This window comes from Sphingomonas sp. BL-S-30 (assembly GCF_055521475.1).
Map to the genome: position 1 here is coordinate 3,831,593 of NZ_CM145481.1, position 14,522 is coordinate 3,846,114.

Annotated in this window: 9 protein-coding genes; 5 read left to right on the forward strand and 4 right to left on the reverse strand. The window is 66.0% G+C overall.

Features of this window, described 5'->3' with window-relative positions; translation table 11 throughout:
* Positions 1-64 precede the first annotated feature (64 nt).
* From ACZ1I5_RS17880 to ACZ1I5_RS17890, 3 genes are all read left to right on the forward strand, one after another.
* Positions 65-3,271 carry an efflux RND transporter permease subunit gene (locus ACZ1I5_RS17880; RefSeq protein ID WP_465170591.1) on the forward strand — a complete coding sequence of 1,069 codons (3,207 nt, stop codon included), beginning with the start codon at positions 65-67 and terminating at the stop codon, positions 3,269-3,271.
* Positions 3,264-4,448, forward strand: a complete 1,185-nt coding sequence (locus tag ACZ1I5_RS17885) for an efflux RND transporter periplasmic adaptor subunit (protein WP_465170592.1) — start codon at positions 3,264-3,266, stop codon at positions 4,446-4,448. Before ACZ1I5_RS17880 ends, ACZ1I5_RS17885 begins: the two co-directional genes overlap by 8 nt.
* A 232-nt stretch (positions 4,449-4,680) precedes the next feature.
* Positions 4,681-6,054, forward strand: coding sequence for an efflux transporter outer membrane subunit (locus ACZ1I5_RS17890; RefSeq protein WP_465170593.1), 1,374 nt, complete (start codon positions 4,681-4,683; stop codon positions 6,052-6,054).
* Here the strand turns inward: ACZ1I5_RS17890 and ACZ1I5_RS17895 are convergent.
* The 3 genes from ACZ1I5_RS17895 to ACZ1I5_RS17905 form a co-directional block, all read right to left on the reverse strand.
* Positions 6,048-7,127 carry an AI-2E family transporter gene (locus tag ACZ1I5_RS17895; protein ID WP_465170594.1) on the reverse strand — a complete coding sequence of 360 codons (1,080 nt, stop codon included), beginning with the start codon at positions 7,125-7,127 and terminating at the stop codon, positions 6,048-6,050. The two genes, ACZ1I5_RS17890 and ACZ1I5_RS17895, sit on opposite strands and share 7 nt — an antisense overlap.
* Positions 7,128-7,219: 92 nt before the next feature.
* Entirely contained in the window at positions 7,220-9,211 is a 1,992-nt protein-coding gene (locus ACZ1I5_RS17900; RefSeq protein ID WP_465170595.1) for a hypothetical protein, read from the reverse strand.
* Positions 9,212-9,651: 440 nt separating this feature from the next.
* Positions 9,652-9,879 (reverse strand): SHOCT domain-containing protein, encoded by a 228-nt coding sequence (locus ACZ1I5_RS17905; protein ID WP_465170596.1) that lies wholly within the window; start codon positions 9,877-9,879, stop codon positions 9,652-9,654.
* Positions 9,880-10,140: 261 nt separating this feature from the next.
* Between ACZ1I5_RS17905 and ACZ1I5_RS17910 the strand changes: the two genes are divergently transcribed.
* Together ACZ1I5_RS17910 and ACZ1I5_RS17915 are read left to right on the forward strand one after the other, a co-directional pair.
* Positions 10,141-12,738, forward strand: a complete 2,598-nt coding sequence (locus tag ACZ1I5_RS17910) for a TonB-dependent receptor (RefSeq protein ID WP_465170597.1) — start codon at positions 10,141-10,143, stop codon at positions 12,736-12,738.
* Positions 12,738-13,586: a YncE family protein gene (locus ACZ1I5_RS17915; RefSeq protein ID WP_465170598.1), complete on the forward strand. Its 849-nt coding sequence runs from the start codon at positions 12,738-12,740 to the stop codon at positions 13,584-13,586. Before ACZ1I5_RS17910 ends, ACZ1I5_RS17915 begins: the two co-directional genes overlap by 1 nt.
* A gap of 20 nt (positions 13,587-13,606) precedes the next feature.
* On the opposite strand, the gene ACZ1I5_RS17920 is transcribed toward ACZ1I5_RS17915, so the two are convergent.
* Positions 13,607-14,419 (reverse strand): DUF7847 domain-containing protein, encoded by an 813-nt coding sequence (locus ACZ1I5_RS17920; RefSeq protein WP_465170599.1) that lies wholly within the window; start codon positions 14,417-14,419, stop codon positions 13,607-13,609.
* Positions 14,420-14,522 lie beyond the last annotated feature (103 nt).

Consider the following 14,522-nt stretch of genomic DNA (forward strand, 5'->3'; position numbering starts at 1 on the left):
CGGCGCCGGAAGACTCAGTTGTTGCGCCTCCCCAGGCCCGGAGATCCGCCATGATCGGACCCAAATGATCGGAATCGTCAAGGTCGCGCTGACGCGGCCGCTGACCTTCATCGTCATGGCGATCCTGATCGCGATCGTCGGCATACTCTCGGCCGCGCGTACCCCGGTCGACATCTTCCCCGAGATCAAGGTGCCGGTGATCGCGGCGGCGTGGAATTATGCCGGCCTGTCGCCCGACGACATGTCGGGCCGGATCATCACGCCGTATGAGCGCATCCTGACCACCACGGTCAACGACATCGACCATATCGAGAGCCAGTCGATGCCCGGCATCGGCATCGTGAAGATCTATTTCCAACCCGGCGTCGATATCCGCACCGCGACCGCGCAGGTGACCTCGGTGTCGCAATCGGTGCTGCGCCAGCTGCCCCCCGGCACCACGCCGCCGCTGATCCTGAATTACAATGCCTCGACCGTGCCGATCCTGCAGCTCGCCCTGTCGGGCAAGGGCCTGTCCGAAGGGCGCATGTTCGATCTCGCGCAGAACAGCATCCGCCCCGGCCTCGTCACGGTGCCGGGCGCCGCCATCCCCTATCCCTCGGGCGGGCGATCGCGCCAGATCCAGATCGACATGGATCCGCAGGCGCTCCAGTCCAAGGGGCTGTCGGCGCAGGACGTGACCAACGCCATCGCCGCGCAGAACCAGATCAACCCGGCCGGCTTCGTGAAGATCGGCGGCTATCAATATACCGTGCGCCTCAACAACGCGCCGGGATCGATCGAGGAGCTGAACGCGCTGCCGGTCAAGGTGGTCGATGGCGGCACCATCTATATGCGCGACATCGCCCATGTGCGCGACGGCACCGCGCCGCAGACCAATGTCGTGCATGTCGACGGATCGCGGTCGGTGCTGATGACAATCCTGAAGAACGGCGCGACCTCGACGCTGGCGATCGTCCAGGGCATCAAGGACGCGCTGCCGAATATCCAGACGACCTTGCCCGACACGCTGAAGATCGTGCCGATCGGCGACCAGTCGCTGTTCGTGAAGGCAGCGATCAACGGCGTGGTCAGGGAAGGCGCGATCGCGGCCGCGCTGACCAGCCTGATGATCCTGCTGTTCCTGGGATCGTGGCGCTCGACGGTGATCATCGCGATCTCGATCCCGCTCGCCATCCTGGCCGCCTTGATCGCGCTGGCGGCGACCGGGCAGACGCTCAACATCATGACGCTCGGCGGGCTCAGCCTGGCGGTGGGCATCCTGGTCGACGATGCGACGGTGACGATCGAGAACATCAACTGGCACATGGAGCAGGGCAAGGGCGTGGTCCCCTCGATCCTCGACGGCGCGGCGCAGATCGTGACGCCGGCGTTCGTCTCGCTGCTGTGCATCTGCATCGTGTTCGTGCCGATGTTCTTCCTGCCGGGCATCGCCGGCTTCCTGTTCGTGCCGCTGGCGCTCGCCGTGGTGTTCGCGATGATCGCGTCGTTCATCCTGTCGCGCACCCTGGTGCCGACCATGGCGATGTTCCTGCTGAAGCCGCATGCGCCGGGGCATATCCATGAGGCGGGCAGCCCAACCTCGCGCAACCCGATGGTGCGGTTCCAGCGCGGGTTCGAGGCGCGGTTCGAGCGGATCCGCGCCGGCTATGGCAGCCTGCTCGAGCGGGCGCTGGGCGCCGGCCGGCGGTTCGTGATCGGCTTCCTTGCGGTCGTCCTGCTATCGTTCCTGCTGGTGCCGTTCCTGGGACAGAATTTCTTCCCCTCGGTCGATGCCGGGCAGATAACGCTGCATGTCCGCGCACCCGTGGGCTCGCGCATCGAACAGACCTCGGCCGAATTCGACCGCATCCAGCGCCGCATCCGTCAGATCATCCCGGCGGACCAGCTGGTCTCGATCGTCGACAATATCGGCCTGGCGTTCAGCAGCATCAACCTGGTCTACAACAATTCCGGCACGATCGGGCCGCAGGACGGCGACATCCTGATCCAGCTGTCGAAGGACCATGCCCCGACCGAAGGCTATGTCCGCAAGCTGCGCGAGGAATTGCCGCGCGCTTTCCCGGGCACGACCTTCTCCTTCCTGCCCGCCGACATCACCAGCCAGATCCTGAACTTCGGCGCGCCGGCACCGATCGACGTGCAGATCACCGGCGGGCGCAACCAGGCCGCCAACTACGCTTATGCCCGCAACATCCTGCGCAGGCTGCAGACGATCCCCGGCCTGGCCGATGCGCGCATCCAGCAAAGCGCGCGCTATCCCGAGATGCGCGTCGCGGTCGATCGCAGCCGGATCAGCCAGTTCGGCCTGACCGAACGCGACGTGACCAACGGCCTGGCCGGGGCGCTCGCCGGATCGGGCCAGACCTCGCCGGTCTTTTACCTCAACCCGGAAAACGGCGTGTCCTATTCAGTCGTCGCGCAGACGCCGGAATATCGCGTCGGCTCGCTCAGCGAATTGCAGAACATCCCGATCACCGGTGCCGGCCATGCCGGGTCGCAGGTGCTGGGCGGCATCGCCACCGTGTCGCGCGGCAATGCCGCCGCGATCGTCTCCCATTACAATATCGCCCCCGCGATCGACATCTTCGCGACGCCCAGCGGACGCGATCTCGGCGCGGTGGCGGGCGACATCAACCATGTGCTGAAACAGATGAAGGACCAGGCGCCGAAGGGCGTGACGGTCACCCTGCGCGGCCAGTACCAGACGATGAACACGGCCTTTTCCGGCCTGTTCTTCGGCCTGATCGGCGCGATCCTGCTGATCTATCTGCTGATCGTGGTGAACTTCCAGAGCTGGCTCGACCCGTTCGTGATCATCACCGCGCTGCCGGGCGCGATCGCCGGCATCATCTGGATGCTGTTCATCACCGGCACGACATTGTCGGTGCCGGCGCTGACCGGCGCGATCATGTGCATGGGGGTGGCGACGGCCAACTCGATCCTGGTGGTCAGCTTCGCGCGCGAGAGGCTGGCGGAACATGGCGAGGCGATGAAGGCCGCGCTCGAGGCAGGCATGACGCGGTTCCGCCCGGTGCTGATGACCGCGCTCGCCATGATCATCGGCATGCTGCCGATGGCGCTGGGCCTGGGCGAAGGCGGCGAGCAGAATGCGCCGCTCGGCCGCGCGGTGATCGGCGGGCTGATCGTCGCGACGATCGCGACGCTGATGTTCGTGCCGGTGATCTTCAGCATTGCGCACCGCCGCGATGCGGAAAAGAAAAGCAGGCGCGCCGCCACGGGCGCCGCGCTGGAGGAAGTGCATGCCTGACGTCGCTACCGATACGCCCGATACGCGACCCAAAAGCCATTTGCGGACCTATGCGATCGTCGCGGTGGTGGTCGCGCTGCTGGTCGTCGCGTTCGGCATTGTCACCCGGATGCGCGCCGAGAGCAGCCTGACGACCTGGACCGAGGCGCAATCCACCCCCGTCGTCACGATCATCCGGCCCACACCTGCGGAAAAGGCCGATGCGCTGACCCTGCCCGGCAGCGTCCAGGCCTATAACAGCGCCGCCATCTATGCCCGGACGACGGGCTATATCAGCCGCTGGTTCGTCGATATCGGCGACCCGGTCCGCGCCGGGCAGGTGCTCGCGGTGCTCGACGCGCCCGAAGTCGACCAGCAGGTCGCCGCCGCCCGCGCCGATCTCCAGACCGCACAGGCCAATCGCGCGCTTGCCCAGTCGACCGCCGCGCGCTGGAACAATCTTCTCTCGAAGGACGCGGTGTCGAAGCAGGAAACCGACGAGAAGATCGGCGATCTCGCCGCCAAGACCGCCATCGCCAATGCGGCGAGCGCGAATGTCCGCAGGCTCGGCGCGCTGCAGGGCTTCACGCGGCTGGTCGCGCCCTTTTCCGGCGTGGTGACCAGCCGGTCGACTCAGATCGGCGCGCTCGTCACCGCGGGCACGGCCGCGTCGACGCCGTTGTTCACCGTCGCCGATATCGGGCGGATGCGCGTCTATGTGCGCGTGCCCCAGCCTTATTCGGGCGCCTTCCATCCGGGCCTGCACGCGTCGCTGAACGTGCCGGAATATCCGGGACGCGATTTCGACATCCAGATGGTGCGCAGCGCCGGCGCGGTCGACCCGCAATCAGGCACGGTGCTGATGGAATTCCAGGCGGCGAATGGCGACCGCGCGCTGAAGCCGGGCGCCTATGCCCAGGTCAAGCTGCCGCTTGGTGCGGGCAGCCCGGGCGCAGGCGTCCGCCTGCCGCCGAGCGCGCTGATCATCGGGGCGGACGGCACTCAGGTCGCGGTGCTGGGGCCGGACGGCAAGGCGTTGCTGAAGACGATCACGATCGGCCGCGACAATGGCGACAATGTCGAGATCAGCGCGGGTCTGAACGCCAATGACCGGGTGATCGACAATCCGCCGGACTCGCTCCAGTCGGGCGACGCGGTGCGGACGGCCAAGCCGGGGGTTAGCCGTGCGGCGAGTTGAGGTGGGCTTTCTTCTACGCCCCTCCCCTTCAGGCGCACCGGGTCGGCCATGCCCCCGGCATGGCCTGAAGAGCGCGGGGCGCTCTTCACCCGGTGCGGGGTTTGGGGTGGGGCAGCGGCGGGCAGGGGTCGATCCCCTGCTCGGCGCTTCGGAGCTTGAGGCAACGAATCTTTTTGGTGCGTGCAGACGCACGCCCCCACCCCTTTCCCCTCCCCTGAAGGGGAGGGGCTTTTTGGCCGCGTTGCTCGCCACGACTCTCACCGCCTGTTCGCTCGCCCCACCTGAGGCCCTCCCCCCCAGCCCCGCCGCGGCCGCGTACAAGGAACTCGGCCCGTGGCAGCCCATCGCCACCACACCACCCGAACCCGGCAAATGGTGGACCCTGTTCGCCGACCCTACCCTCAACGATCTCGAAGCCCGCATCGAAGCGGCCAACCCGGATCTCGCCGCCGCCGTTGCCCGCTATGACCAGGCCCGCGCCGCCCTGCGCGAAACAGGCGCGCAAGCGCTGCCCAGCGTGGATGTCGGCGCGGACGCGGAGCGCTCGCGCATTTCCGCCGGACGGCCGTTCGGATCGGGCTCGGCGGCGACCGATACGGATCTGCGCGTCGGCGCGTCGCTTGCCTATGAGATCGACCTGTTCGGGCGGGTGCGCAATTCGATCAGGGCCAGTGCCGCCGACGCCCGCGCCAGTGCGCAGGATCTCGCCGCCGTCCGGCTCGGTCTGCAAGCATCGCTCGCCGACAATTATGTCCGGATGCGCGGGCTCGATGCGCGAATCACCCTGCTGGAGCAGACGGTCGCCGCGTTCCAGCGCGCCTATGACCTGACCGATACGCGCCATGCCGGCGGCATCGCGTCGGGCATCGACGTCAGCCGCGCTTCCTCGATCCTGTCGAGCGCCCGGGCCGAATTGTCGTCAGTCGCGGCCGATCGCGCCGCACTGGAACATGCCGTCGCGATCCTGGTCGGCGAGTCCCCGTCCAGCTTCTCGCTGGCCGTGGCCAGGATGCCGCTCGCGCCGCCGGTGATTCCGGTCGGCGTGCCCTCCGACCTGCTCCAGCGCCGCCCGGACGTGATCGCTTCGGCCGAGCGTATCGCCGCCGCCAATGCCCGGATCGGAGTGGCACGCGCCGCGCTGTATCCATCGCTTACGCTGGGCGGATCGGGCGGATTCGAGGCCGGGAACAGCGGAATCTTCAGCGCCCCCAATGGTTTCTGGGCGCTGGGTCCACTCTCCGCGGCGCTGTCGATCTTCGACGGCGGCGCCCGCCGCGCCCGGGTGACGATCAGCCGCGCGCACTATGACGAGGCGGCCGCCAGCTATCGCTCGACCGTGCTGACCGCTTTTCGCGAAGTGGAGGACGACCTGGCGCGCGCCCGCTATCTCGCCATGCAGGAGGCGGACCAGCAGGCAGCAACGACGGCGGCCGAGCGCACCCGCGACCTGGCGCTGATCCGCTACCGCGACGGCGCATCGGATTATCTGGAAGTGGTGACCGCCCAGACCGCGGCGCTCGACGCGCAACGGTCGCTGCTCGACGTGCGCACCAACCGGCTGCAGATCGCGGTGGCGACGGTGCAGGCAGTCGGCGGGGTTTACTGAGTCGCGGGAATTTCCTCGGCCTGTCCCGGCGCCTCCAGGAACTCGCGCCACAACATCACCAGCACCGCCATCGTCGCGGGGCCGATGAACAGGCCAAGCAATCCCAGGGTCTCGACGCCACCGAGAATACCGATCAGCACCCACAAAAAGGGCAGCCGCGTCGCGCCGCCGATCAGCACGGGGCGGATGAAGTGATCGGCGATGCCGACCACGACCAGACCGATGACCATCACCGCGACCGCGCCGCCGACTGAGCCGAGACCGATCAGCAAGGCGCCGGCGATCGCGAAGACCAATGCCGCGCCGAACGGGATCATCGCCGCCACCGCCGTCACTGCGCCGAGTAGCAGGGGATGCGGCACGCCGAGTACGATATAGACGATCGTCATCACCGCGCCCTCACCGATGCCGACCAGGACGAGGCCATCGATCGTCCCGCGGATCGAGCGCAGCGCCTGTTCGCCGACGCGCTCCCCGGTGGGCCCGAACAGCCGGTCTCCGGCGCGGCGCATCTGCGCGATGATCGCGTCGCGGTCGCGCAGCAGGAAGAACAAGGTCAGCAGGGTGAAGCCGAAAATCACCAGCCGGTGCAGTACATTGGTGCCGATCAGGCGCGTGTCGGCGACGGCGCGCAGTTGATGGAATTGATGGATCGCGCCCTCGGGCGTGGCGAGGTTCGTCTCCCACCAATTGGTCAGCATCTCGCGGCCGACGGGCACCTTCGCCACCCATGCCGGCAAGGGCAGGCCGTTCGTCTGCGCCTGGGTCATCCAGACCGAGACATCATGCGCCTCGCGCGCGGCCTGGGCGATGCCCGCCGCGACGGGCACGAGCACGAGCAACGCGACCAGCAGCGTGATCGCCGCCGCGATCCAGGTGCGGCCCGCCGGCCCCGGCCATCGCGCGCGCAGCCACAGCTGCAGCGGATCGATCGCCACCGCGATCACCACCGCCCAGGCCAGCGACGGCAGAAACGTCCAGGCGATCCACAGCCCGAGAAGCACGAGCAGGCCCGCGAGCGTCAGCCTGGCGATAAGGGTGGCGCGGGGCGCGGTGGTCTCGGATTGGTCCATCGCAGCAGTTTAGCGCACTCCCACCCTTCCGTCTCGTTCGACGAGGCGGAAGGGTGAGGTGGCGACCCTCGCCGCGATCAAGCCGGGCGCGATCAGACCGGGCGGGGCCTGACCGTGCCGCGGCCGATGCAGAAGGTCTTCGAGATCGGCCAGTTCGGATCGTCGTTCAATCCGTTGGTCAGCCGCCGCCGCGTCGTCAGCGTCACCGTGTAGGAACAGGTCGGCCAGGTTGAAATGTCCTCATGATGCGTGCCGGCGCCGCCACGGGCAGTGGAAGGCGGCGGTGGAGGGTTGGTCAGCGACACGCCCGGCGCCGCGGTCGACAGCCCGATGCTCCAGGCAGCGATCAGCTCATGATCGACGCTATATTCGATATCGAGCGCCGAGCTCAGCGGGGAGCAGGGTGTGCCGCCGCTGGTGTGGAACTGCAGCAGGTCAAGCAGCGCGACCTGGCTCCAGTTGTTGATCCGCACCTTGCCGATCTGGTTGGTATAGTCCGGCGCCGCGCCGCCATTGACCAGAGCGATGGTGCTGACACGCGTCGCCTGGAAGATGATCGCGCAATCGACGCCGTTCTTCTGGTCTCCGGCGGGCACTGCCGTTCCAGCCGCGACGCCGGTTGGTGCCGCGCCGTTGGGCAGGATCGCGGCACCCGAATTGAACCCCATCAGATACCCGCTGAACGCATCGTCCAGCGCGCCCTGATCGACCAGCACCCAGCCGTCCGCGTCCGGCACGATGAAATGATCGGGCGGGCTGGGATCCGCGTTCGGCGTCGGCGGCGTCGGCGTCGGGTTGGTCCCGCGCAGGCGCACGGTCTGCAGCGTGTTGGGGTTGCCGTTCCAGAAGGTGTAGCGCGTGCCCACCAATACCTCGGCGACGAAACCGGGCCCGATCGGGATCGGCTGTGCCGCGCCCGCCGGCTGGAACAGGAAGCGGTACGCCATATCCTCGGCCGGATGAGCAGGGTCCTTTTTCGGGCAGAAGCCGCGCAGGCTCAGCCCGCCGAAAAAGCCGAAATCGGGCCCGCCATGGCCGCCGCGCGGACCGACCGTCCGGCCGGTCGCCGGGCTGATATCGCCGGTGATGCTGAAATCGCCGATATGCGTGAACCATGGATGATAATCGATGTTGACGCACACCAGCCGGCAGAAACGGCTGCAGCGCCAGCCGCAGATCCAGTGGCACAGCTGAAGGGCGAAGCGCTCGAACTTGTACTGCTTGATCAACGCCGCCCAGGCGTCGACATTGCCGCTACCGACCGCCGCGCTTAAGCGCATGAGGTCCGTCGGGTTCTGCGCGAGCTTGACGATGGCGGCGGCGAATTCATGGGCTTCCTTGATCTGCGCCGGCCCCTCGATCGCCGCGAACGGATAAGCGCGCGCCAGGGTCAGGCAGACCAGGACACAGCGCCAGGAACAGAAGAATTCGCATACGAAGTGGCAACGCAGGCCGAGCTGCGCGCCGGTGATCGCCGCGCCGAGCTTCGCCGCGTCCCCGGCCGTCGATGCGATGACGGCGGCGCGAAACGCCTTCTCGTCCTTGACCAGCACGGCGATGGCGCGCGCCGCCGACTGTAGCTCGACCCAGAGCACTGGCCGCTCGATCTTGCCGACATGACAGATCCAGCGGCACACCAGCCGGTATCGGATCACGCACAGCCAGTGGCAGAACAGATGCGCATAGGGCTCGATCTCGAGCAGCTTCAGTATCTCGGCAAAGCCCGCCTTGTCGCGCCTGGCCAGCACCTCGGCGACGCGCCGCACCAGCTTCTCATCCTCGCCGAGCCGGACGATCGCCTTGGCCAGGACACGCGGATCGAGCGCGGTTGCCGGTGCCGGCGGGCCTGCAAGCTCCAGGCACAGGAAGACGCATTCCTTGGTGCGGATCCAGTGGCAGATCCTGTGGCAATGGATCTGCAACTGCGCGCGGTCGAGCACGGACTGGAACTTCTTCGCGTCCTCGGCGCGAAACGCGGCATAGGCCGAATCGAAGGCGCCCCGCGCCTGAAGCAGATTGGCAATCGCGTCGGATTGTCCGAGCAGATCGCCCAGTATCTCGATATCTTGAATATGGTCAGCCATGAATCTTCTCCTCAGGATGGTGCCCCCCGAGTGAGTCTGCGACCCTGCGGATATTTGTATCGATACCGAATCGACTAATCGATTCGTCCCTCGCCGCTCGAATACTGCCGGCCTTGAAAACGTGTATTGGCTGGAAGCGACATTTCCGGCTTACTAACTAACATGGATATTCTGACGATTCAGGCATTTACATTGTCACAACAGCGATTCTTGCGAAGCAGAGGGAAACTACTGCCATATCGGCTGCACTTCCCGGGAAAATCGCCCGGCTGAAGCCGGCGATGCTGTTCGACGAACAACGCGGCAGGGCGACACCGGCGGCAAGCGCGCTATGGAGCCAGAATCACGAGCTGGAACGCGGCAATGCCATGCGCACCTGCAGGGGCCCCGATCTAAGATGGAGAGGCGAAGACCGGCGTTGACCTGCGGTGACTGCTCCATCACGCGACCCCGACCGCCATCAGCGCGACAAGTGCGATGGCCCCACCCGTGATCGCCGCCGCTTTTGCGAGCGTGCCGATCGGGTCGGGCGCCATTGCCGGCAGCCGGCAGGCGCTGACCCGCAGGAGATGCGCCTTGCGCCGCTGGAATTCGTCCTCGGGCAGCAGGCCCTGATCGCGCCGGGCGAACAGGTGTTGAAGTTCCTCTCCGATCGTTCGCCTGGACATTGTTCTCTCCATTTCTGGCGATGAGGCAAGCTACGCCCAAATTCCCCGCATGGATGCACCCTGGCCCCGCCTGACACTATTTTCAGTACCGTTATGGTCCTAGTTGCCGGCCGCATCGTTCGACAAAAACCCGATTCCGTAACGGAAATGCCACAAGCCGGTCATGGCGCGGTAACGTTGAACCGCAAGGGCGTCGGCGAGGAGATTGCCACCAAAGCGGTGGTACCTATTGCCTCGCCGCAGATGTTCAGGGGGAACTTCATGAAGCGCATTCGCACGGTCAGCCGGGTCGGCGTCTCGATCATCGCCATCTGCACCGCCACCACCGCCCATGCTCAGAGCGTCGACGGCAGCGACACCTCCGGGGATATCGTCGTCACCGGCCAGCGCGGCAGCCTGCAGCGGGCGATCGAACTGAAGCGCGACGCGATCGGCGTGACCGACATCGCCAGCGCCGACGAGATCGGCCGCCTGCCCGACCGCAACGTCTCCGAAGTGGTCGAGCATCTGCCCGGCGTCGGCGTCACCTACGACCAGGGCGAGGGGCGTTACGTCTCGATCCGCGGCGTGCCATCGAACCTCAACAATTACACGCTGAACGGGATCGAGATCGGCAATCCCGACGGAACAACCCGGTCGCTGCCGCTCGACATCATCTCCGGCCAGTTGCTCAACCGAGTCGAGGTCGCCAAGGTCAAGACCGCCGACATGGACGGCCAGGGCATCGGCGGCACGATCAACCTGGTCACGCAGACCGCGTTCGACTTCAAGGACAAGTTCACCATCGCCGGCAGCGCCAAGGCGGGATATCAGGAACTCAACCACAAGGTGCCGGTGCAGGCCGACCTCAGCATCGCCACCAGGTTCGGGGCCGACGAGCAGTTCGGCCTGGTGCTCGGCGGCAGCTTCTCCAATCGCGATTTCGCCAGCGAGGGCTTCTATCCGGACAACTGGAAGCCGGTCGCGGGCGCGGCGCGCGGCGGCCTGCCCGACAATATCAAATATACCGAATATTCGCTCGACCGGCACCGTATCGGCGCGACCAGCGCATTCGACTGGCGCCCGAGCGATACCCAGAGCTTCTACATCCGCGGCGTCTATTCGAAGTTCATCGAGGACGAGGTGCGCCCGCGCTATCGCCTGGATTTCACGACCACGCCCTATACGCTCAATGCCGACGGGCTGACCGGTTTCACCAACGGCACCGCAAGCTCGATGACGGGCGCGCCCGGCACCGGGCCGGAGCGGCGCGAGGATCTGCGGCTCGATTACAAGGCGAAGTGGCTGGCGACGGGCATGGTCGGCGGCTCGACCGATCTCGGCGCGCTCAAGCTCGATTATGAGGGTGCGTACAGTCGCAACGAGACGCTCGACAAATTCCCGATCTGGCAGTTCCGCTGCAACCCGGGCCGCGTGACCTTCGATTTCAGCGACAAGGTCTATTCGGCCAAGCCCGACACCGAATGCGTCGCGAACCAGATGCAGTTCCGCCAGTTCACCAAACAACATCAACTCAACACCGAGAAGATCTGGCAGGGCCGGTTCGACGCGACCTATCAGCTCGACAGCCTCGGCGAGGGCAGCTTCCTGAAGGCCGGCGCGAAATACCGCACGACCAACCGCGATTTCGATCAGGACAACCCGACCTGGGTGCGCGGCTCGGCAGCGAACCGCTGGACACTCGGCCAGTATAATCTCGGCGGCCCTGCGATCTGCGTCTATCCGAACAGCGCGGATACCGATCAATGTTTCAGCAACAGCCCGACCTTCAACATCCCGGCGCTGCAGCAATTCACCGACGCGCATCTGGGCGACGCCCTCATGCCGCTCGATCCGGTGGCGACGCTGGCCAACAACACGCTGTCCGACTTCCAGCTGACCGAGAAGGTCGCGGCGGTCTACGCCATGGCGAACCTGAATTTCGGCGACATCACGGTGACGCCGGGCATCCGCTACGAGCACACCGCGCTCGATATCACGGGCTTCCAGCTCCAGAACGGCACGACGATCACGCCGGCGGCGCGCAACAGCAGCTATGACGATTTCCTGCCCTCGCTGGTGGTGCGGATCAAGCCGAGCGGCAACACGGTGTTTCGCCTGGCCTATTCGACCAGCCTGGGACGGCCGGAATACAGCAATCTCTCGCCCGGCGGATCGATCGACACGATCAATGCGCAGGTGTCGCTCGGCAACCCCGACCTGAAGCCCTATCGCGCGCAAAATCTGGACGCGACGGCGGAATGGTATTTCGCCCGAGGAGGCCTGCTGAGCGTCGGCGTGTTTGCCAAGTTCATCAGCAACCCGATCTTCTCCCAGGCGACGGTGCTGAAGAACACGACCTATAACGGGGTGGCCTATCCGACCCTGACGATCACGCAGCCGTTCAACGCGACCGACGGCGACATCGTCGGCATCGAGGCGCAATATCAGCAGCAGTTCACGTTCCTGCCGGGACTGCTCTCCGGCCTCGGCATCCAGCTGACGGGCACCCTGACCAGCTCGACCCTGACCCTGCCGGACGGGCGCAGCTCGACCTTCCCGAACCAGTCCAAATATCTCTACGGTGCCGAGGTGTTCTACCAGAAGGGCCCGGTCGAGGCCTCGGTCGCCTATCACAACACCGGCAAGGCGCTGCTCGCGATCGGCAGCCCTTCCTATAACGACCAGTATAATGACGATCTGCGCCGGCTCGACGCCAAGATCAGCGTCGGCGTGTTCGAAGGAGTCCGCATCTTCGCCGAAGCGCAGAACCTGACAGACGAGCCGACCCGGCAATATCAGGCGGGCAATCCCGACTGGCTGATCCAGAACGAACGCTATGGCCGGACCTTCTACGCCGGCGTATCGGCCAAGTTCTGATGCGCAGCTTCCTCCTGCTCGCCGCCGCCACGGCAATGATCTCCGCCACGACCGGCGGTGCGCAGGAGGTGGCGGCTCCGTCACCGGCGGCCGTGCCCGAACTTGGCGCGGCCCAGCCGGTCGCGCGCTGGACCGCCGAGGAAGCGCGGCAGGGCGTCGCCGCCGATGCCCGCTTCTTCTATCCGATGACCAACAACCGCATCGGCAAATACGACAAGAAAACCGGCAAGCGCGTGGCCCAGTGGGAAGGTCCGCGGGCGCTGTATCCGCATATGAATTCGTGCGTGGTCGAGGGCACGCAGCTCATCTGTGCTGCGTCCAACTATCCGGCCGTGCCGATGTCGAGTGCGGTCGAGATCTTCGATACCGCCACCCTGAAACATATCCGCAGCATCGCCCTGCCCCCGTTGCCCGGCTCGCTCACCTGGATCGAGCGGCGCGGCAAGGACTGGTATGCCGGCCTTGCCAACTACCCCGCCGACCATGGCGGCGAGCCGGGGCACGACCATCGCTGGACCCTGCTGGTCCGGCTCGATGCCGACTTCCGCCCGACCGCCTCCTGGCATTTCCCGGCGAGCGTGCTGGCGCGCTTCGATCCGATGAGCTGTTCGGGCGGGTCATGGGGCGATGACGGGCTGCTCTACGTCACCGGCCATGACCGGCCCGAGCTTTATGCATTGCGCCTGCCCGAAGCGGGCACGGTGCTCGAGCATGTCGCGACCATCCCCTTGCCGACCGGCGGCCAGGCGATCTCCTGGGATCGTTCGGCGCCGCGAATGCTGTGGTCGCTCGACCGGCAGACCCGCAACGTCGTGACGAGCCGTATCCCGGCCGTTCCGCTGCGCTGATCCCGCCCCTGTCGGCTGGTTCAGGCGAAAATCTCGCTCAGCGCCTCAGTGTCCGGGCCATCCTTCCAGTTGCGCAGCTCGACATAGAGCGAGGTCTGGACCGTCGCGACGATGGCGGTGACGATCGTCGAGATCACGGCGCTCACGAGCAGGAAACCGATCGGCAGCCCCTGTTGGGTAGCGGCGACCATGCCCTGCAGGCCGTAGATGCTGACGATGACGACGCCGCTGATTGCCGAGAAGATCCAGTAGATCACCAGCATGATCAGGCCGAGGCCGAAAATCTTCCAGCGCGCACCGCTGGTCAGATAGCTGCTGCGGCCGAACGCCTCGATCACGCCGGTCCGCTCCACCACCAGCGCCGGCGCCGCGACCGCCCACATCAGATAGAGGATGATGCCGGGAACGATGAGCAGCAGGAAGCCGAACGTGACACCGAGACCGAGCAGGATGCCGAGCAGGAACAGCGGGACGACGACGCGCAGGCCGGTCATCGCGCAGTCGCCGAAGCTCGCCTCGCGACCTTCGCTGTGTGCGATCGTCGCGCGGACCAGCGCACCCTGGCTGAGCATCGCGAAAACCACGCCGAGCACGAGAGTGACCGCCAGGATGGTGAAGAACAGGATGGGCGAGATCACGCCAGTGGTGAGATTCTGCTGCGAATAGCCCAGGCTCTGCGCGACATAGTTGATGAGCACGCCGGGGACCGCGCCGAACACGAAAGAGATGCCGAAAACGGTGATCGGATTGCCGCCCATCGTCCCAAAGGCTCGGCTGAAGATTCGTCCGATCGAAACGGACCGGTCGCTTGCGCCGTCAATGCTCGTCGCCATGATTCGCGTCCCCCTGAAGGCGCCTTGGCGCCTTATCCGGGGCAGACTGACGAAGACCCCTTTCGCTGTAAAGCCCCAAGTAATAACCGTTTTGGACAGATAT